This window comes from Enterobacter cloacae complex sp. 418I7, assembly GCF_050030705.1.
Lineage (GTDB): Bacteria > Pseudomonadota > Gammaproteobacteria > Enterobacterales > Enterobacteriaceae > Enterobacter > Enterobacter intestinihominis.
Genome location: NZ_JBLGUU010000001.1, coordinates 3690639 through 3707424, shown reverse-complemented (window position 1 = coordinate 3707424; position 16786 = coordinate 3690639). Strand labels below are relative to the sequence as shown.

General features: G+C 54.2%; 20 protein-coding genes. 9 read left to right on the top strand and 11 right to left on the bottom strand.

The annotated features are described in order from the left end of the window. Nucleotides 1-4: 4 nt before the first annotated feature. A complete protein-coding gene (locus ACQG0S_RS17790) occupies nucleotides 5-889 on the bottom strand; it encodes an SDR family oxidoreductase (protein ID WP_022649272.1) in 885 nt (294 codons plus the stop codon). 61 nt (nucleotides 890-950) lie between these two features. Further along, the gene (locus tag ACQG0S_RS17785) at nucleotides 951-1340 is read right to left on the bottom strand and encodes a YdeI family stress tolerance OB fold protein (RefSeq protein WP_022649271.1); all 390 of its coding nucleotides are present in this window, start codon (nucleotides 1338-1340) and stop codon (nucleotides 951-953) included. A 139-nt stretch (nucleotides 1341-1479) separates the two neighbouring features. On the opposite strand from ACQG0S_RS17785, the gene ACQG0S_RS17780 reads away from it, so the two are divergent. Genes ACQG0S_RS17780 through ACQG0S_RS17765 form a run of 4 tightly spaced genes read left to right on the top strand, consistent with a single transcriptional unit; the run spans nucleotide 1480 to nucleotide 3976 of the window. After that, nucleotides 1480-1983, top strand: coding sequence for a hypothetical protein (locus ACQG0S_RS17780; protein WP_023298530.1), 504 nt, complete (start codon nucleotides 1480-1482; stop codon nucleotides 1981-1983). 9 nt (nucleotides 1984-1992) lie between these two features. Next, complete coding sequence (locus ACQG0S_RS17775) at nucleotides 1993-2439, top strand: DUF421 domain-containing protein (protein ID WP_022649269.1); 447 nt, start codon at nucleotides 1993-1995, stop codon at nucleotides 2437-2439. Between the two features lie 15 nt (nucleotides 2440-2454). Further along, nucleotides 2455-2973, top strand: coding sequence for a 2-oxo-tetronate isomerase (locus ACQG0S_RS17770; protein ID WP_022649268.1), 519 nt, complete (start codon nucleotides 2455-2457; stop codon nucleotides 2971-2973). A 16-nt stretch (nucleotides 2974-2989) separates the two neighbouring features. Then, on the top strand, nucleotides 2990-3976 hold the full coding sequence (locus tag ACQG0S_RS17765; RefSeq protein ID WP_023298529.1) for an SDR family oxidoreductase: 987 nt from the start codon (nucleotides 2990-2992) through the stop codon (nucleotides 3974-3976). On the opposite strand, the gene ACQG0S_RS17760 is transcribed toward ACQG0S_RS17765, so the two are convergent. The 7 genes from ACQG0S_RS17760 to ACQG0S_RS17730 form a co-directional block, all read right to left on the bottom strand. Continuing rightward, on the bottom strand, nucleotides 3977-5602 hold the full coding sequence (locus ACQG0S_RS17760) for an alpha-amylase family protein (protein ID WP_169441288.1): 1626 nt from the start codon (nucleotides 5600-5602) through the stop codon (nucleotides 3977-3979). Nucleotides 5603-5610: 8 nt separating this feature from the next. Next, entirely contained in the window at nucleotides 5611-6621 is a 1011-nt protein-coding gene (cydB, locus tag ACQG0S_RS17755) for a cytochrome d ubiquinol oxidase subunit II (protein ID WP_022649265.1), read from the bottom strand. Continuing rightward, entirely contained in the window at nucleotides 6621-8024 is a 1404-nt protein-coding gene (locus ACQG0S_RS17750) for a cytochrome ubiquinol oxidase subunit I (RefSeq protein ID WP_003862857.1), read from the bottom strand. Before ACQG0S_RS17750 ends, cydB begins: the two co-directional genes overlap by 1 nt. 70 nt (nucleotides 8025-8094) lie before the next feature. Then, on the bottom strand, nucleotides 8095-8967 hold the full coding sequence (locus ACQG0S_RS17745) for a manganese catalase family protein (RefSeq protein WP_022649263.1): 873 nt from the start codon (nucleotides 8965-8967) through the stop codon (nucleotides 8095-8097). A gap of 17 nt (nucleotides 8968-8984) precedes the next feature. Then, nucleotides 8985-9491: a ferritin-like domain-containing protein gene (locus tag ACQG0S_RS17740; protein ID WP_045308818.1), complete on the bottom strand. Its 507-nt coding sequence runs from the start codon at nucleotides 9489-9491 to the stop codon at nucleotides 8985-8987. A gap of 62 nt (nucleotides 9492-9553) precedes the next feature. After that, entirely contained in the window at nucleotides 9554-10051 is a 498-nt protein-coding gene (locus ACQG0S_RS17735; protein ID WP_003862851.1) for a ferritin-like domain-containing protein, read from the bottom strand. 90 nt (nucleotides 10052-10141) lie between these two features. Then, the gene (locus tag ACQG0S_RS17730; RefSeq protein WP_022649261.1) at nucleotides 10142-10330 is read right to left on the bottom strand and encodes a general stress protein; all 189 of its coding nucleotides are present in this window, start codon (nucleotides 10328-10330) and stop codon (nucleotides 10142-10144) included. A 452-nt stretch (nucleotides 10331-10782) separates the two neighbouring features. Here ACQG0S_RS17730 and yjdI point away from each other — a divergent pair, with 452 nt between their 5' ends. Then, entirely contained in the window at nucleotides 10783-11013 is a 231-nt protein-coding gene (gene yjdI / locus ACQG0S_RS17725) for a 4Fe-4S mono-cluster protein YjdI (protein WP_022649260.1), read from the top strand. Between the two features lie 10 nt (nucleotides 11014-11023). Further along, nucleotides 11024-11296: a GNAT family N-acetyltransferase gene (locus ACQG0S_RS17720; protein ID WP_006811846.1), complete on the top strand. Its 273-nt coding sequence runs from the start codon at nucleotides 11024-11026 to the stop codon at nucleotides 11294-11296. A 33-nt stretch (nucleotides 11297-11329) separates the two neighbouring features. On the opposite strand, the gene ACQG0S_RS17715 is transcribed toward ACQG0S_RS17720, so the two are convergent. After that, complete coding sequence (locus ACQG0S_RS17715; RefSeq protein WP_045622068.1) at nucleotides 11330-12559, bottom strand: amino acid permease; 1230 nt, start codon at nucleotides 12557-12559, stop codon at nucleotides 11330-11332. Between the two features lie 116 nt (nucleotides 12560-12675). Beyond that, nucleotides 12676-13140, bottom strand: coding sequence for a multidrug/biocide efflux PACE transporter (locus tag ACQG0S_RS17710; RefSeq protein WP_032626069.1), 465 nt, complete (start codon nucleotides 13138-13140; stop codon nucleotides 12676-12678). A 101-nt stretch (nucleotides 13141-13241) separates the two neighbouring features. Here ACQG0S_RS17710 and ACQG0S_RS17705 point away from each other — a divergent pair, with 101 nt between their 5' ends. The 3 genes from ACQG0S_RS17705 to ACQG0S_RS17695 all read left to right on the top strand — a co-directional run bounded on the left by ACQG0S_RS17705 (nucleotide 13242) and on the right by ACQG0S_RS17695 (nucleotide 16380). Then, complete coding sequence (locus ACQG0S_RS17705; protein ID WP_038416634.1) at nucleotides 13242-14108, top strand: LysR family transcriptional regulator; 867 nt, start codon at nucleotides 13242-13244, stop codon at nucleotides 14106-14108. 92 nt (nucleotides 14109-14200) lie between these two features. Beyond that, nucleotides 14201-15379 carry an acetyl-CoA C-acetyltransferase gene (locus ACQG0S_RS17700; RefSeq protein WP_032626064.1) on the top strand — a complete coding sequence of 393 codons (1179 nt, stop codon included), beginning with the start codon at nucleotides 14201-14203 and terminating at the stop codon, nucleotides 15377-15379. A 317-nt stretch (nucleotides 15380-15696) separates the two neighbouring features. After that, on the top strand, nucleotides 15697-16380 hold the full coding sequence (locus tag ACQG0S_RS17695) for an oligogalacturonate-specific porin KdgM family protein (protein WP_003862842.1): 684 nt from the start codon (nucleotides 15697-15699) through the stop codon (nucleotides 16378-16380). Nucleotides 16381-16786 lie beyond the last annotated feature (406 nt).

Genomic DNA, 16786 nt, shown 5'->3' with positions numbered 1-16786 from the left:
AGCGCTAGATGACGCCATCCCCGCCGTCTGAACACCAGACCTGCCCGGAGGTGTATGAACACTCATCCGAGGCCAGAGTGACATACAGCGGTGCGATCTCCACAGGCTGTCCCGGGCGTCCCAGAGGGGTACTCTCGCCAAAATGTTTCACTTTTTCCTGTGGCTGCCCACCGCTGGGCTGGAGCACGGTCCAGTAAGGTCCGGGCGCTACCGCGTTCACGCGGATCCCTTTCGGACCCAGCTGTTTCGCCAGCGCTTTGGTAAACACCGCGAGACAGGCTTTGGTCTGCGCATAGTCAAGCAGTACGGCGCTCGGTTTTACCGCCTGTACAGATGAGGTATTAATGATGGAAGCGGGAGCTTTCATGTGGCGCAACGCCGCCTTTGTGATCCAGAAAGGCGCATAGACGTTGGTTTTAAAGGTCGCGTCAAAATCTTCCGTGGTCAGTTCTTCCAGCGTCTCACGATACTGCTGGCGGCCTGCGTTATTCACCAGGATGTCCAGCCCGCCCAGTTTTCCGACGGCCTGTTCCACCAGGTTCTGACAAAAAGTTTCGTCCCGCACATCGCCCGGAAGCGCGACGGCATTCCGTCCTTCCGCTTTAATCAGGGCGATCACTTCCGCAGCGTCTTCTTCCTCTTCCGGCAAATAGTTAATGGCGACATCTGCCCCTTCGCGGGCATAGGCAATGGCTACCGCGCGTCCGATGCCGGAATCGCCCCCGGTAATTAGCGCCTTCTTACCGGTAAGCCGGCCATGCCCTTTGTAGCTTGTCTCGCCGTGATCGGGAACAGGGTCCATTTCAGAGGCCAGGCCCGGTGGCGTCTGGGGCTGCTCCGGGAAAGGTGGCGTTGGGTAAGCGTTCGTACGTTGTTCATTATCACTCATAGCTAACTCCTTGTTAGGGGTGAGATTTGATGGATAGTTACAGCGTTAACGCTTCGCTGAATTATTTTTGCAAGTGGCTGACCCGCACTACGGGTGGGGATGATTTTTTATCGAGCGAGCCGCTAATACTGATCATGTTGTCAGGTTCCACGGTTCTGTCGTCAAATACGGCTTTCGGGATAATAACGTCGATTTTCCCGGTTTTATCCTGGAATACGTATTTATCGCCATTGCCATCAATAAGATTGCCGCGCAATGAAATAGAGGCGCCATCATGCATCTCTTTTGCCTGAGTAATGGTCATAATGCGCGCATCATCGGTACCACGATAACCACTGTCCAGGGCATGCGGCGGTGGCGGCGCTTCACCCTTTTGTAACCCGCCGTTATTATCTGCCCATGCGGAAGGGATAATTAATATTAACAAGGCTGAAATCACTGATAATTTCATCTGATATCCTTCATTTTGGATGTCTTGACTTATTAAGTATTGTTGCTATTCCTTTATGTGGCAAATGTGATAAGTCTTAAAAGCATTTGCGTAGAAAAATCAAAAATTTCGGCAATTAAGCGAAACGGTGACAAAAGCCATGGAACCAAAAAATGAAAAAGTGCCTGGGATAAAAGAGAGTTATCGTTTACTGACGTTTGAGTATGCATTTCGTCAGGTGGGTTTTATTGTTCTGTTAGGTATTATCGTGGCCGCGTTAGCCGGCCTGTTTTCCAGCGGTGCGGTTAGCGACGTGGAGAAAACAAACGAAGCAAAATCCCTGAACCTGAGCTATGAGCGCTTCGGCCGCCGCCAGACCGAATCGCGGATGACGCTGACGTTTCCGGTGACGTCTGAGGGTAAATATATTCTCAGCCTGACCAGCGAAAGCAGCGACGTATATGAGCCGGGCAGCGTCTGGCCGCAGCCGGACAGCATGTATAGCCGGGGGAACACCCTGTTTCTCGTTTACGACAATCTGAAACAGAGCGATAAGTTCACCGTCCTGCTGTTCATCACGCCGACAAAAGCAGGGAAATGGACCAACAGCATCCGCGTAAACAACGGGCCAGATATCCGCTTCTGGCAGTTTATTTACCCCTAGGAGTCGAATATGGACATGGTTTTTCGTGCCCTGGCAATATACCTGTTTCTGGTGATCGTGTTTAAAGTCGCCGGACGGCGCGCCCTGCTGCAAATGACCAGCTTTGACCTTATTTTGCTCTTAATTATCAGTGAGGCGACACAGCAGGCGCTACTGGGCGAAGATTTTTCCGTCACCGGTGCGATGATTACAATAACAACGCTGGTGGTGGTGGATATTATTTTTGGCCTGATTAAAAAATATTCTTCTTCTGTTGAGAATGTTCTTGATGGCACCCCGGTGATATTGGTAGAGAATGGTATTCCCATTGCGGATAAACTGAAAAAAGTCGATGTATCCTGCGATGATATATTGGTTTCAGCACGCCAGAACCACGGCATAACGGAATTAAAGGATATTAAGTACGCGATCCTTGAGCGTAACGGCCATATTTCAATTATTCCTGAAGAAAATTAACTAAGGGGCACATCCATGAGCAACCTTATTCACGATAATAATACGACCATCAGCGAGCTGACGAAAAAGCTTGCCACGACGCTCACAGAAAGAGGACTGCGTCTAACCACGGCGGAGTCCTGCACCGGCGGTAATCTCGCGGTTGCGCTTTGTGCCGAAGAGAACACGGCGGAATTTTATGACGTTGGCATGGTGGTGTTCAGCGATGCGGCGAAGGAGAGGATCCTCGGCGTGCGGCACGAAACGATTGAGCGCTTCACCGCCGTCAGTGAACAAACGGTTACTGAGATGGCCGCTAAAATTCGCGATATTGCCGAGGCGGATATTGGTGTTGCCATCAGCGGCTATGCGGGACCGGAAGGCGGAGACGATGGCACGGCAGCCGGTACGGTCTGCTTCGGCTGGAATATTCGCGGACAGACGGAAACCCGCACCGTGCTGTTTTCCGGTGAATGTCAGGATGTGGTGGAAAAAGCGGTGCGTTATTCGCTGTCTGAACTGATCGAAATACTCTCCGGGTGGGATAACGTCTGAGACAAGGGGAAAGGCTATGGCTGTTATCGTTATTACCGGCGGTACGGCGGGCGTGGGGAAAGCCACGGCGCTGCACTTTGCTAAAGCGGGCTACGATGTAGGCATTATTGCCCGCGATGAGCAGAGCCTGCGCTCCACAGAAGAGGAGTTGCGCCGTTTCGGGATCAACGCGTGTGCCGTTCAGGCCGACGTGGCGGACAGCAAGGCGGTGACCGATGCTGCTAACGAAATTGAATACCGGCTTGGAGCCATCGATGTGTGGGTGAATAACGCTATGGGCGGGATGCTGGCGCCGTTTCGCACCATGTCCCCGGAGGAGTTTCGCCGCGTCACCGAGGTGACCTATCTGGGCTATGTTAACGGCACCCGCGCCGCGCTGGAGTTAATGACCCCTCGCGATCGCGGAACGATTATTCAGGTTGGCTCCGCGCTGGCCTACCGTTCCATTCCCTTGCAGTCAGCCTACTGTGGCGCGAAGGCCGCGATCCGCGGATTTACCGATGCCGTACGCACCGAGCTGATGCATGAAAACAGCCGGGTGCAGATCGCAATGGTACAGATGCCGGGCCTCAATACGCCGCAGTTCGAGTGGGCGAGGAATAAATTTGCCTGGGCGATGCGCCCGGTCCCCCCCGTTTTTCAGCCGGAAGTGGCCGCCAGCGCTATTTTTAAGGTGGCGCAGAAACCGGTGCGGGAGCTATGGGTGGGCAGCAGCACCGTCCAGTCGATTGTCGGGCAGTTTCTTTTCCCCGGTTTTCTGGACCGGCTGATGGTTAAAAAGGCCTGGGAAGGGCAGATGACCGATACGCTAAATGCGGATGACCGTCAGGACTATCTGGATCAGCCGGTTAACGATCTGCATAAAATCCACGGGCACTTCACCGACGAAGCAAAAGAGCGCGCCACCAGCGTTACCTCCGGCATGCCGGGGAAAGTGCTGCTCGGCTCCCTCGCCGTCACGGGCGCGATCGTGGCGCGTCTGCTCCTCTCGCGGAGACGATAATCAGCGCAGTGCGGTACGATCGGTCCAGAACCAGCGGTAGCCATAGCCGCTGAGGTTAAGCGCGACGGTTTTGCCGCATACCAGCGCGTCGTCGTAGCGTTTGTCCGCCAGGCATGCGGTCCAGGTCGCATGCCGGATCCCTCTGGTGGTAAAATTAACGGGCTTATCGCTGAAGTTAACGAAGGTCAGAATGCTGCGCGTGTCGGTTTCGTAATAGATCCCCAGTACCGCATCGTTGTCGATAGTAATAAGACGAAACGGCGCGACGCCGATCTCAGGAAACTCCGAGCGCGTATTGGCGATATCGATAATGCAGTGCAGGAGGGAGTTGCGGTGCAACAGCGAATCCGCCACGTTGATTTTTTGATAGCGGTACGGACCATGGTCAATCATTGGGGCGATAAAGGTTTCCGGGTCGGCATCTGAGAAACCGCCGCCCTGCGATCCGGCCCACTGCATCGGGGTGCGTACGGCGTAACGCTCCTCCAGATCTAAATCATCGCCCATTCCAATTTCATCCCCGTAGCGCATGACCGGTACGCCAGGCAGCGAAAACAAGACCGCATGGCAAAAGGCCAGCCGCTTTCGATCGCCCTTAAGCATCGGCGCCAGACGGCGGCGGATCCCTCGCTGATACACGCTCATCTCTTCATCAGGGGCGAAGGCATCAATGACGGTCTGCTTCGCTTTTTTGCCTATCCCTTCCAGATCCAGCTCATCATGATTGCGCAGCCAGTTGGCAAAACAGCAGGAGTCCGGCGGCACAATCATCTTTTTCACCGCGTTGCGCAGCGGTCGTGCGCTCTTCTCTGCAAGGCTGACGTAAAAGTACTTATTGAGCCAGAAATTCAGCACCAGGTTGAGCCGGTCATTCTGACCAAAATAATCTTTGTAGGTGTCGACCTCCACGTCGACTTCGCCGAGCAGGATCGCGTCCGGATTACGCTGCTCGATAAGACGGCGCAGATGCTCCAGGATCCACAGGCCGCGTTTTTCATCTCCACGCCCGGCCTGTTTTGTCAGGTGCGACGCTGCATCCAGGCGAAAGCCCGACACCCCGAGCTTTAGCCAGAAGATGATGATGTTCTCAACCTCCTTCAGCACCGCCGGGGAGGCCAGATTGAGATCCGGCTCGTGGTGATAAAACATATGCCGGTAGTATTGCCCCGCTTCGTCGTCCCATGTCCAGACGCTCTTTTCCACGCCGGGGAACATCGGTGGCGTATCGTCCTCGTCCGTGTCAGACCAGAGATAATAGTCACGGTAGGGTGACTGCGGGTTGCGGCGGGCTTGCTGAAACCAGGGATGCGCATCCGAGGTGTGCTGGATCAGCAGCTCAATAATGACCTTCATCCCCAGCTCCCGCGCCTGTTCAATAAAGGCGATGATATCGTTGAGCTTGCCGAAGCGGGGATCGACCTGCAAATGGTCGCTTACGTCATAGCCTTCATCGAGAAAAGGGGTGAGGTAAAACGGGGTGATCCAGATAACCGTCGCGCCCATCCGGCGGATGTAGCGCAACTTCGCGGCGATCCCGGCGATGTCGCCACAGCCATCGCCGTTAAGATCGTAAAACAGGGCGGTATCAATCTGGTAAATAATGGCGCGTGTATGCCAGCCTGCCATAGCAATCCTTAGTGATAACCTTCGGTATCAGACACTTTGCCCCGGAAGACGTAGTAGCTCCAGGCGGTGTAAACCAGGATCACCGGGATGATTAACAGCGTGCCGATCAGCATAAACAGCTGGCTGGCAGGCGGCGCGGCGGCTTCCCACAGGGTGATGTGCGGCGGGATAATGTGTGGCCACAGGCTGATGCCCAGTCCGCTAAAGCCGAGGAAAATCAGGCCCAGCGTTAACAGGAACGGACGGGCATGGCTGTCGGGATTGCGCGTCAGCCGCCAGATCCACAGGCTGAATACCGCCACCAGAACCGGAACCGGCAGGAACCAGAAGAAGTTAGGCAGTGTAAACCAGCGCTCGGCGACAAACTGCCAGCCGAGCGGGGTCCAGATACTCACCACCGCAATGACGGCGATCAGTGCCAGCAGCACGTGGCGGGTCAGCTCACGCATCCGGTTTTGCAGCGCGCCTTCGCTTTTCATGATCAGCCATGTGGTAGCCAGCAGGGTATAGGCGACAATCAAACCCAGCCCGCAGAACAGGTTAAACGGGGTTAACCAGTCCAGCGAGGAGCCCACAAAGCGTCGCCCTTCCACGTCAAAGCCGTTGATCATCGCGCCGACCACGATCCCCTGGCTGAAGGTTGCGAGCAGGGAACCGCCAGCAAAAGAATAGTCCCAAAATTTGCGGTGGGAAGGGGTCGCCTTAAAGCGAAACTCAAATGCCACGCCGCGGAAAATAAGCCCGATCAGCATGGCCGTCAGCGGGATGGTCAGGGCATCGATAATCACCGCGTAGGCCAGCGGAAACGCGCCGAACAACCCTGCGCCGCCGAGAACCAGCCAGGTTTCATTTCCGTCCCAGACCGGTGCGACGCTGTTCACCATTACGTCGCGCTCTTTGGCATCGCCCACAAAGCTGAACAGCATGCCGATACCGAGATCGAAACCGTCCATGATGATGTACATCAGCGTGGCGAAGACAATAATGGCAAACCAGATGACCGGGATATCGACGCCCATCAGATCTTCTCCTCTTCCGGAACAGACTCGGCGGCGGACAGCGGACGGGCAGGGGTGCCCGACGTATTAGACGTTAGCGTGCCGACAGGCTGCGGCCCTTTCTTTATCAACCGGGCGAGATAAACATAACCCACGCCAAATACCGAACAGTAGACCACGATAAAGGCCAGCAGGCTGATGCTCATCTGCAACGTGCTGTGCAGAGACACCGCATCTATCGTGCGCAGATAGCCGTAGACGACCCACGGCTGGCGGCCCACTTCGGTGGTGACCCACCCGGCGAGCAGCGCAAGCAGTCCGGCTGGCCCCATGCACAGGGCAAACCAGTGGAATGGTCGCGAGTGATAGAGTCGGCGGCGATAGCGCAGCCAGACGCTCAGCACACCAAGCGTAATCATCAGCAGCCCCATGCCGACCATAATGCGGAAGGACCAGAAGACGATGAGCGAGTTCGGGCGGTCCTCTTTCGGGAAATCTTTCAGCGCCGGGACCTGTTTATCCAGGCTGTGCGTCAGGATCAGGCTGCCGAGCGCCGGAATTTCAAGCCCGTATTTGGTGCGCTCCTCCTCCATATCCGGTACGCCGAACAGCAGCAGCGGGGTAGCCTCGCCGGGCGGATTTTCCCAGTGGCCTTCAATCGCGGCGATTTTGGCAGGCTGATGCTCAAGCGTATTCAGGCCGTGCATATCCCCAACGACTGCCTGGATGGGCGCGACCAGCAGCGCCATCCACATGGCCATGGAGAACATTTTGCGAATAGCGGGCGTGTCGTTGCCGCGCAGCAGATGCCATGCCCCGGACGCGCCCACAAACAAGGCGCTGCACAGGAAGGCGGCGATGGACATATGGATCAGACGGTATGGGAATGAGGGGTTAAAAATAATGGCCAGCCAGTCTTCGGGAATGACCTGACCGTTCTGAATACTGAAGCCCTGCGGGGTGTGCATCCAGCTGTTGGAGGCGAGGATCCAGAAGGTGGACATCAGCGTGCCCAGCGCTACCATGCAGGTGGCAAAGAAGTGCAGGCCGGGCCCGACCTTGTTCCAGCCGAACAACATCACGCCCAGGAAACCGGCTTCGAGGAAGAAGGCGGTTAAGACTTCATAAGTGAGCAGAGGGCCGGTTATGCTGCCTGCGAACTGGGAAAATCCGCTCCAGTTAGTCCCAAACTGGTAAGCCATTACCAGCCCGGAAACCACGCCCATACCAAAGTTAACGGCGAAAATTTTCAGCCAGAAATGGTAAAGCGAGCGCCAGACATCATTTTTTGTGCGAAGCCACATGCCCTCGAGAACCACCAGATAGCTCGCAAGCCCGATGGTGATTGCCGGAAAGAGAATATGGAAAGAGACGGTAAAGGCGAACTGTATCCTGGCCAGATGAAACGCATCAAGCTCGAACATGCTCCGTACCTCTGGAACTGATAGCCCACAAGGCATTGCCAGACAGCCTCAGGCTGCCTGGCAAAACCGGTTACGGTTTTTTCTTACCCGCGCCAAGCTCGGCACCGGTAAGCGGATCGGCTTTAGGATCGGATTTCGTACGTGCGCACATTGCTTTGACCAGCGTAGCCTGCTCTGTTGTGAGCGTTACGCTTGCGCCGCCGTCACCGCCATCGACCGCTGGCTGAGGAGATTCCACGTAGTCGAAGTGCTTGTCGCTGTTCCAGCTTCCGCGAACTTCTCCCCCCTCAGACATATTGTAGTACTTGTTGGTGTACTCTTCGATTGGCGGCAATTTACCCGGTGGGAAGTTGTTACGGATCGACTGGAGCGCCTTCTCAAACGAAAGCTGGTGTGCTGCCTCACGCGTCATTAAAAACGCCAGCGCATCTTTAACACCTGGATCGTCCGTTACGTTAATAAGCCGTTCGTAGATAATTTTGGCGCGCGCCTCGGCCGCAATGTTAGAGCGCAGATCCGCGGTGGGTTCGCCAATGGTATCCACGTACGCCGCCGTCCACGGTACGCCTGCGGAGTTAGTGAGCGGAGTACCGCCCCCGTAGAGCAGGGAAGTGATATGACTGTCATTGCCGTTTTCGGTCATGGACCGGTACAGCTCCGCTTCATTTTCAACGCCTTCCGCCAGTTCACCTTTCGCACCCTTATTAAGCATACCCACCAGGGTGCCGATAATTTCCAGGTGACTTAACTCCTCGGTCGCGATATCCATCAGCATATCTTTACGACCGGGATCGTCGTCGCTCAATCCTTGCGTAAAGTAACGACATGCCGCGGCAAGTTCGCCCTGTGGCCCGCCAAACTGCTCAAGCAGAAGATTAGCCAGACCCGGATTCGGTTCGGCTACGCGTACCGTGTATTGCAGCTGTTTTACGTGTCGAAACATAGTTTCTCCCTCTTCCGTTATTTTTTCGCTTCAACGCCGTCCGCGTCGGAGCGCAGCAGGAACTGTTCCGTCGTCTGTGGAATATGTTGAATCAGCCAGTCCGCCATCTGGCGCTCTTCTTCCAGAATGGATTCAATGGCTGGAATGGAGGCGGTATCGCCCGCTTGTTTGGCCGCGGCCAGCAGAGAGGTGTAGCAGGCAATTTCAAACTGCTCAAAAACGTAGCCGCTGATGGAGCCTTTAACAATTTCGTCGGAAGGGAACATGCCGCCAATGGACTGGCCGAGCGCCGCCATTTTGCTCATGGAATCTTTTATGACCGAACGGGAAATATTATTGCGGTCGAGAATGTCTTCCAGCACGGTAATTTGGTGTTTAGTTTCATTAACGTGTTGTTCAATTCGTGCACGTAAGTCGGGATAATTATCAATACGGCTGGCCATTGATTCCAGCATGGATTCGGCTTGTTTTTCCATCGCATGGGCATCGCGTAGCCAATCATGGTAGTGTTCTACATGATTCATAATTAACTCCTGTGATTTATTTTCTGGTTAATTGTTGGTGCTGATGCTCATCAAATTATTATTTATCCTTTCTGGGCTTTTTGATTAATATTGCCGACAGCCAGATCGGTTAATTTGAGATCGGTTTCTTTTTCTTCTTCCAGCGTTTCTGCAAGAAGTTTAACGGCTTTTTTATAGCCTAATTGTTCAGCCAGGGTGGCCAGGGTGCCGTAGCTGGCAATTTCGTAGTGCTCGACTTTCTGTGCGGCGGCAATTAATGCAGCGTCACGCACTTCGTTTTTCTCAGTGCTCTCAATAACTTCGTTGGCTTCTTCAATTAAGCCTTCCATTGCAACGCATTTCATGCGCTTCAGCTTGAGGCCGGATTCCTGCTCAATAATCTGATCGATACGTTCGATCTGTCCCTGCGTCTCCTCAAGGTGAGCCGTGAACGCAGCGCTCAGCTTCTCGCTTGATGCGGCGCGGGCTAACTTGCTTAGCGCGCGGGTCAGCTGCTTCTCAGCGCTGTAGGTATCGGATAACAGGTGAATAAATACATCTTCAACAGTTTTCATATTCATATATTCGCTCCAGTGAAATAAAGGGAAGGTACTGCGAGCCGACAGGCCCGCAGCATGCTCTCGGTATATTTATAAGAGCTTTAAATAAGATCAGGAGTTATCAGATTTACGGCCCCCGCCGTGACTGTTCTGTCCCCCTTTCTTACCCGCTTCAGATGCGCGTTGCGGATCGTTTTTGAAATTACCGCCGCTGTGCTGGCCGCCTTTACGTCCAGCTTCTGATGCTTTTTCACGGTCTTGCGCGAAATTACCGGAACCACCACGATGTTGCTCTGCCATATATCAACCCTCATGTTGCGTTTATGTCAGGTGATACGATAAGTAATTCGTATCAGTTGTCGTTCAGAAATTAACATTAGTCGTTATGTGAGAAGAGTCAAATTTCCTGTCTGGGTTGTTTTGCACCATTTCCAGAGATGCGGGGGAAATACCGCTTCGTTACGATTTTTGAAAATCGGAAGTAAATCCATTGCTTAGGGGGAAATAAATTGTGTCGTTAGGATTCCGCTTAGCTAATAATCTTAATGTGAACGCGGCGGAAATGATTACAAGAATTGACGTAGCGCAAAAATATATCTTACCGACCTGAGTATTTATAATCGGAATAGTCTTAAGCGAGAAGTAAAATAACGAGCCGAAACAGTGTATCCGATCGTCGTTTTTGACGTGGTCAGGCGGATCGGGTGAGGGTATGCTGCATTTGTCACCACAATAATTACAGAGGCAATGTCATGGATCAGGAGCTACTGGATGCAGGGTACCGGGCCTATACCGGTGAGAAAATCGATGTCTACTTCAACACAGGGATCTGCAAACACTCGGGCAACTGCGTACGCGGCAGCGCGGCGCTGTTCGACCTGAAGCGTAAACCCTGGATCGCACCGGATGAAGTGGATGCAGAAACTGTTGCGCGCGTAATTGATACCTGCCCGAGCGGTGCGCTGAAGTACCGCCTAAAATAAGTGAGGAACCATGGATATTCTTGAAGGCCATAACAAGTTTTATGTCAACGACGCCGAAGGCAATCAGGTTGCGGAGATCGTCTTTGTCCCGACCGGCGAGCATCTGAGCATCATCGAGCACACCGATGTGGATCCGAGCCTGAAAGGGCAGGGTGTGGGTAAGCAGCTGGTGGCGAAGGTGGTAGAGAAGATGCGCGGGGAGAACCGTAAAATTATCCCGCTGTGTCCGTTTGCGAAGCATGAGTTTGATAATACGCGGGAGTATGACGATATTCGGGCGTAAAACAGATGCCCGGCATTGCGCCGGGCAGCACACTCAACCGACAAACATCACCGACACACACAGCACACCCACAATCAGCGTCAGCAGGTTACCGATGGAGCGGTAGGGTTTTAACGACGGGATCAGGTACGTCGACAGCGTCGGCATGATGAACAGGATCATGGCGATAAGCGGACCGCTGATGGCGTAAATCATGGAGATCGCATTCGGGTTGATGCAGCAGACCGCAAAGGTAATCAGCGACACGCCGAGAATCGAAACCGCGCGGTTAAAGGCGCGACTTTTCTTCACCCCCACCTGATTCAGCGACGATTTCACAATTTCCGTTGCCCCTTCAATCACGCCAAAATAGGTGCCGAGGAACGATTTCGACATCGCTATAATTGCCACGATAATGCCGGAAATGCCCAGCCATGCCGGGGACGAAGGCATCATCGACAGCGCGGACAGGATCGTCACCCCTTCCTCTTTTGCCGCCACGATATAGGACGGTGGAATCGAAAGCAGGCAGCTGAACACAAAGAACAGCACGCTGAGGCAGATGATCAGGTACGCCACTTTCATGATTTTTTTGCATTTACCCATAGCCTCTTCACCGTATTTCTCGCGACGATCTACGGCGAAGGTCGAGATGATCGGGGTATGGCTAAAAGCGAAAACCATCACCGGGATCGATATCCACACCTGGTGCAGCGTATGCTGGTCGAAGGCCATCTGGCTGGTCAGCAGCGACGGCTGCCAGCTGCCCGTCAGATACAGCGAGACAAACAGGAAATAGGCGATCAGCGGAAAGACAAGGAAACCCATCACCTTAATGGTGATGTGCCGCCCCATCAGGAAGATCAGATTCAAAATCAGCACCACGCCAAAACTCACCATCATCCGCACGCTGGTATCCACCGTCATCCGTTTCGCCAGCTGTTCTGTAAGTGAGTTGGTTATCGCCACCGCGTAAATCAGAACCACCACAAAGAAGGCCACGAAATAGAGCGTGGTGATGAGGTTGCCGATCTTTTTGCCGTAGTAATGGGAAACGGCACCGGTGATCCCTTCGTTGCCTTTCGTCTTCGACGACAGAATAAATTGCGCCAGCGCTTTATGCGGCCAGTAGGTTAAGGGATACGCCACAAGGGCGGTGATCAGCAGGACAATTGCGCCAGCAGAGCCGAGCTGAATGGGCAAGAACAGGGTTCCTGCGCCCACGGCAGTGCCGTAGAGGGCGAAACTCCAGAGAGTCTCTTCTTTTGACCAAATTTTCGACATTAGAGCAACGTATCAACTATAAAACGAACAAAAAGGAGTGCAATTTACCATAATTATGCGTTGAGGTCGCCGTTGCTTCGCTGGGGTTGGGCCGGAGAAGGTCTCCGGCCGGAAGGTCATTCGCTTGCCAGGGCGCGACGTTGCTGGCGGCGCTTGATAATTTTCTCCCGCAGGGTGTCATACACCCAGTTGTAGAGCATGGTGTACGGCAGGAAGAACAGGAAGAAACCAATCTCCAGCGTGAAGGCCTGGAGCAGCGTCACGCCCAGCACGGCGGCAACGATGGTTACGCCAATCACAATAAAGCCGCATTCAAAACCCAGCGCATGCAGGGCGCGCACTTTTGCCGTGCGCTTCACCCGCTGGACGGGCCAGAAACGGTCGAAGCCAAAGTTATAGATAATGTTCCAGAGCATTGCCGTGGTCGCCAGAATAATGGTGAGACCCCCCATTTCAACCACCGAGCGCTGCATTAGCCACGCGGCCGTCGGGGCGAGGATCGCCGTAGCAATGCCTTCAAAACAGACGGCATGGAAGATCCGCTCCGGCAATTTACGTTGGAGTGCATCCTGATGTTGCATATTTACCTCATGTAGACGCCAGTATGGGCGTTGATGCGGCCTATTCTTATCGCTTAAGGTGATATATAAAAGATAGTATCCATCGATAAAGTAGATACATCATGCGTTACTCTCCCGAAGCACTGACCGCGTTTGTTGAAACTGTCGCCGCAGGTTCGTTTTCAGCTGCGGCACGACGGCTGCGTAAAAGCCAGTCCACCATCAGCACCTCCATCGCCAACCTTGAAGCTGACCTTGGCTTTGAGCTGTTTGATCGCTCGGCGCGTCACCCGGTGTTAACCGCCCAGGGTGAACAGGTGCTGGGCTATGTCCAGTCAATCCTCGCCGCCAGCGCGCGCCTTGATGAGCTGGCCGTATCCTTAACGGCGCAAACGGAGGCGCGTTTTACCTTTGTTCTCTCCGATACGCTTAACCCGGCCGTACTGGAAGAGATGATGAGCCAGTTCGACCAGCGTTTTCCGCACACCGAATTCGAGTGTCTGATTGGGGAAGAGGAGGACGTGATCGATCTGCTGCAAAAGGAGCGGGCGCAAATTGGCCTGACGGAAGCACGCGACAGCTACCCGACCGATATTGGCGCGACCCGCCTGCCTATGCAGACGCGGATGGCTATTTACGTTTCTGCCGGACATCCTCTGGCAGGGCAACATGAGACGCAGGCGGACGAGCTGCATGGCTGGCGCGAGCTGCGGCTGAGTACCTATCTTGAACGGGAAGCGCCCCTTGCGCGCGGGCCGGTCTGGTCTGCGCCGAACTATCTGCTGCTGCTGAGCATGGCGGTACAGGGCTTTGGCTGGTGCGCGTTACCCTGCGCGCTGGTCGACGAATTTGCCGCATCGAAATCGCTGGTGCAGCTGAACGTGCCGGGCTGGCCGAGGTCGATTGCCATCGATCTGGTATGGAACAAAAGAACCCCGCCCGGCGTCGCCGGAAGCTGGCTGCGCCAGTACTTGCAGGACGCACGATAATCCTGTGACTAAACTCACTAATTTTAAACATTTGCGTCAATTGTTGATAACAATCCTCTACTATCGTCATGTCATTTTGCACAGAGGTCGTGATGAAAGATGTCGTTATAGTGGGTGCGTTACGTACGGCTATCGGCTGTTTTCAGGGAGCGCTTGCGCGTCACTCTGCGGTTGATCTCGGCAGCGTGGTGGTAAGAGCGCTGGTGGAACGCAGCGGGGTTGCCGCACATGAAATTGATGAGGTGATCCTCGGCCAGGTGCTGACCGCTGGCGCGGGACAAAACCCTGCGCGCCAGGCGGCGCTGAAGGGCGGCCTGCCTAATACCGTTTCGGCGATTACCATCAACGACGTCTGTGGTTCAGGTTTGAAAGCGCTCCATCTTGCGACGCAGGCTATCCAGTGCGGTGAAGCGGACGTGGTCATTGCCGGAGGGCAGGAAAACATGAGCCGCGCCCCGCATGTCCTGACCGACAGCCGGACCGGCGCGCAGCTCGGGAACAGTCAACTGCTTGACAGCCTGGTTCATGACGGGCTGTGGGACGCCTTCAACGACTACCATATGGGCGTAACGGCGGAAAACCTGGCGCGGGAATACGGCATCAGCCGCGAGCTTCAGGATGCGTATGCGCTTAGCTCGCAGCAAAAAGCACGCGCGGCGATCGACTCCGGCCGTTTTCGCGATGAAATTGTCCCGGTCAGTACCCTGCGCCAGAACGGCGAAGCGCTCATCGTTGATACCGACGAGCAGCCGCGCACCGATGCCAGCGCAGAAGGGCTGGCAAAACTCGATCCGGCCTTCGAAACGCTCGGTTCTGTAACGGCAGGTAACGCATCATCCATTAACGACGGTGCGGCGGCGGTGATGATGATGAGTGAAAGCAAAGCCCAGGAGCTGGCGCTGCCGGTGCTGGCGCGCATCAAAGCGTTTGCCAGCGTGGGTGTTGATCCTGCGTTAATGGGGATCGCCCCGGTCTATGCCACGCGCCGCTGTCTTGAGCGGGCGGGCTGGCAGCTGAACGATGTAGATCTGATTGAAGTCAATGAAGCCTTTGCTGCACAGGCGATCTCGGTCGGGAAAATGCTGGAATGGGATCCGCTGCGGGTCAACGTCAACGGCGGTGCGATCGCGCTCGGTCATCCTATTGGCGCTTCCGGCTGCCGCATTCTGGTGTCGCTAGTCCACGAAATGAAAAAGCGTAACGCCCGAAAAGGGATCGCAACGCTCTGCATTGGCGGAGGGCAGGGGGTAGCCCTGGCTATCGAACGGTAATTTCCCCCTCTGCGCACAGAAAGCCTCCCTCGGGAGGTTTTTTTATGTCTGCAGAATCCTTTTTTAACACTTCTGCGTTCTTTCTTAAGCCCACAATAATTATTGCGCGGTGAATTATTCGCTTTGTGAAGTTCTTAGTGTGATCTCACGCCTGGAATTTATGCGTTATACGCCTTTTTTGTTGATGAGGTTCACGTCGATCTTTGCCAAAAAAAATGAAACAAATAATTTCGATCCTTGTCACTAAAATAACGGTACATAAAAAATAAACTCAAGTTTCATAAAAACGAAACGTTATTTTAATTGAGGGTTTTTTCATGTTTAAGAAATCTCTGCTCCTTGCTTCCCTTATTAGTGCCTCTTTTGCGGCTAGCGCCGTTACCGTCGATCTGCGTCACGAATATATTGACAGCGGCTCGAATGCCGACCGTGTTGCCGTCTCGCACCGCTTTGACAATGGCTTCGGTTTTTCAGTCGAGGCGAAGTGGAAATCAGGCGGGGACAAGGCAGATCAGCCATTCGCGGATGTGGTGGGGAACGGTCACGAAGATCAGATTAGCTGGCGCTGGAAAGCGACAGACAATATCGCCCTGACGCCTGCGTTTACGATTGAAAGCACAGACAGTCGTACCATTTATAAACCGAATCTGCATGTGCAATATAGTTTCGATAATGGCTTCTACGTGGCCGCGCGTTACCGTTATGAATATACCCGCTACCCGTCAAGCTCAAATAAGGACGATGATAAAGTTAACCGTGGTGATGCGTGGGTCGGTTGGGTATTAGGTGACTGGCGTACCGAGCTGAACTATGTTTACGCGAAAAGCTCTGAAGGCGTGGCCCGAAATAACAATAAAGATTATTCCAATGAATATAACGCCAAGCTGGCCTACAAATGGGATAAAAACTGGGCACCGTATGTTGAGGTGGGCAACGTGGGGGTTAAAGACACTGACGAACGCCAGACCCGTTTCCGTTTAGGCGTGGCGTACTCCTTCTGATAATCCGGCTTCTTCGCTAAAAACCGCCGGGTGGCGCTTCGCTTACCCGGCCTACACTTTCCTTCCACTCCGTCGTTTCGTATGCCGGATGGCGCTGCGCTTACCCGGCCTACACTTTCCTTCCACTCCGTCGTTTCGTATGCCGGGTGGCCCTGCGCTTACCCGGCCTACACTTTCCTTCTACTCCGTCGTTTCGTATGCCGGATGGCGATGCGCTTACCCGGCCTACACTTTCCTTCCACTCCGTCGTTTCGTATGCCGGATGGCGATGCGCTTACCCGGCTACACTTTCTCTCCAATCAGTCGTTTCGTAGGCCGGGTAAGCGTTAGCGCCACCCGGCAAAAAGCGCCGCAATCACCCAAAAAAAAGCCCTCCGAATCGGAGGGCAAGGCCAGTTACAGAAAC

What these genes read in the sequence shown, in the direction of transcription:
- ACQG0S_RS17740 (WP_045308818.1), bottom strand. Translation starts at nt 9,491, where the DNA reads ATGAATCATGTAGAACACTACCATGATTGGCTACGCGATGCCCATGCG.
- ACQG0S_RS17780 (WP_023298530.1), top strand. Translation starts at nt 1,480, where the DNA reads ATGGAACCAAAAAATGAAAAAGTGCCTGGGATAAAAGAGAGTTATCGT.
- ACQG0S_RS17695 (WP_003862842.1), top strand. Translation starts at nt 15,697, where the DNA reads ATGTTTAAGAAATCTCTGCTCCTTGCTTCCCTTATTAGTGCCTCTTTT.
- ACQG0S_RS17730 (WP_022649261.1), bottom strand. Translation starts at nt 10,330, where the DNA reads ATGGCAGAGCAACATCGTGGTGGTTCCGGTAATTTCGCGCAAGACCGT.
- cydB (WP_022649265.1), bottom strand. Translation starts at nt 6,621, where the DNA reads ATGGGCGTCGATATCCCGGTCATCTGGTTTGCCATTATTGTCTTCGCC.
- ACQG0S_RS17765 (WP_023298529.1), top strand. Translation starts at nt 2,990, where the DNA reads ATGGCTGTTATCGTTATTACCGGCGGTACGGCGGGCGTGGGGAAAGCC.
- ACQG0S_RS17735 (WP_003862851.1), bottom strand. Translation starts at nt 10,051, where the DNA reads ATGAATATGAAAACTGTTGAAGATGTATTTATTCACCTGTTATCCGAT.
- ACQG0S_RS17785 (WP_022649271.1), bottom strand. Translation starts at nt 1,340, where the DNA reads ATGAAATTATCAGTGATTTCAGCCTTGTTAATATTAATTATCCCTTCC.
- ACQG0S_RS17750 (WP_003862857.1), bottom strand. Translation starts at nt 8,024, where the DNA reads ATGTTCGAGCTTGATGCGTTTCATCTGGCCAGGATACAGTTCGCCTTT.
- ACQG0S_RS17790 (WP_022649272.1), bottom strand. Translation starts at nt 889, where the DNA reads ATGAGTGATAATGAACAACGTACGAACGCTTACCCAACGCCACCTTTC.
- ACQG0S_RS17760 (WP_169441288.1), bottom strand. Translation starts at nt 5,602, where the DNA reads ATGGCAGGCTGGCATACACGCGCCATTATTTACCAGATTGATACCGCC.
- ACQG0S_RS17710 (WP_032626069.1), bottom strand. Translation starts at nt 13,140, where the DNA reads ATGCAACATCAGGATGCACTCCAACGTAAATTGCCGGAGCGGATCTTC.
- yjdI (WP_022649260.1), top strand. Translation starts at nt 10,783, where the DNA reads ATGGATCAGGAGCTACTGGATGCAGGGTACCGGGCCTATACCGGTGAG.
- ACQG0S_RS17720 (WP_006811846.1), top strand. Translation starts at nt 11,024, where the DNA reads ATGGATATTCTTGAAGGCCATAACAAGTTTTATGTCAACGACGCCGAA.
- ACQG0S_RS17745 (WP_022649263.1), bottom strand. Translation starts at nt 8,967, where the DNA reads ATGTTTCGACACGTAAAACAGCTGCAATACACGGTACGCGTAGCCGAA.
- ACQG0S_RS17775 (WP_022649269.1), top strand. Translation starts at nt 1,993, where the DNA reads ATGGACATGGTTTTTCGTGCCCTGGCAATATACCTGTTTCTGGTGATC.
- ACQG0S_RS17715 (WP_045622068.1), bottom strand. Translation starts at nt 12,559, where the DNA reads ATGTCGAAAATTTGGTCAAAAGAAGAGACTCTCTGGAGTTTCGCCCTC.
- ACQG0S_RS17770 (WP_022649268.1), top strand. Translation starts at nt 2,455, where the DNA reads ATGAGCAACCTTATTCACGATAATAATACGACCATCAGCGAGCTGACG.
- ACQG0S_RS17700 (WP_032626064.1), top strand. Translation starts at nt 14,201, where the DNA reads ATGAAAGATGTCGTTATAGTGGGTGCGTTACGTACGGCTATCGGCTGT.
- ACQG0S_RS17705 (WP_038416634.1), top strand. Translation starts at nt 13,242, where the DNA reads ATGCGTTACTCTCCCGAAGCACTGACCGCGTTTGTTGAAACTGTCGCC.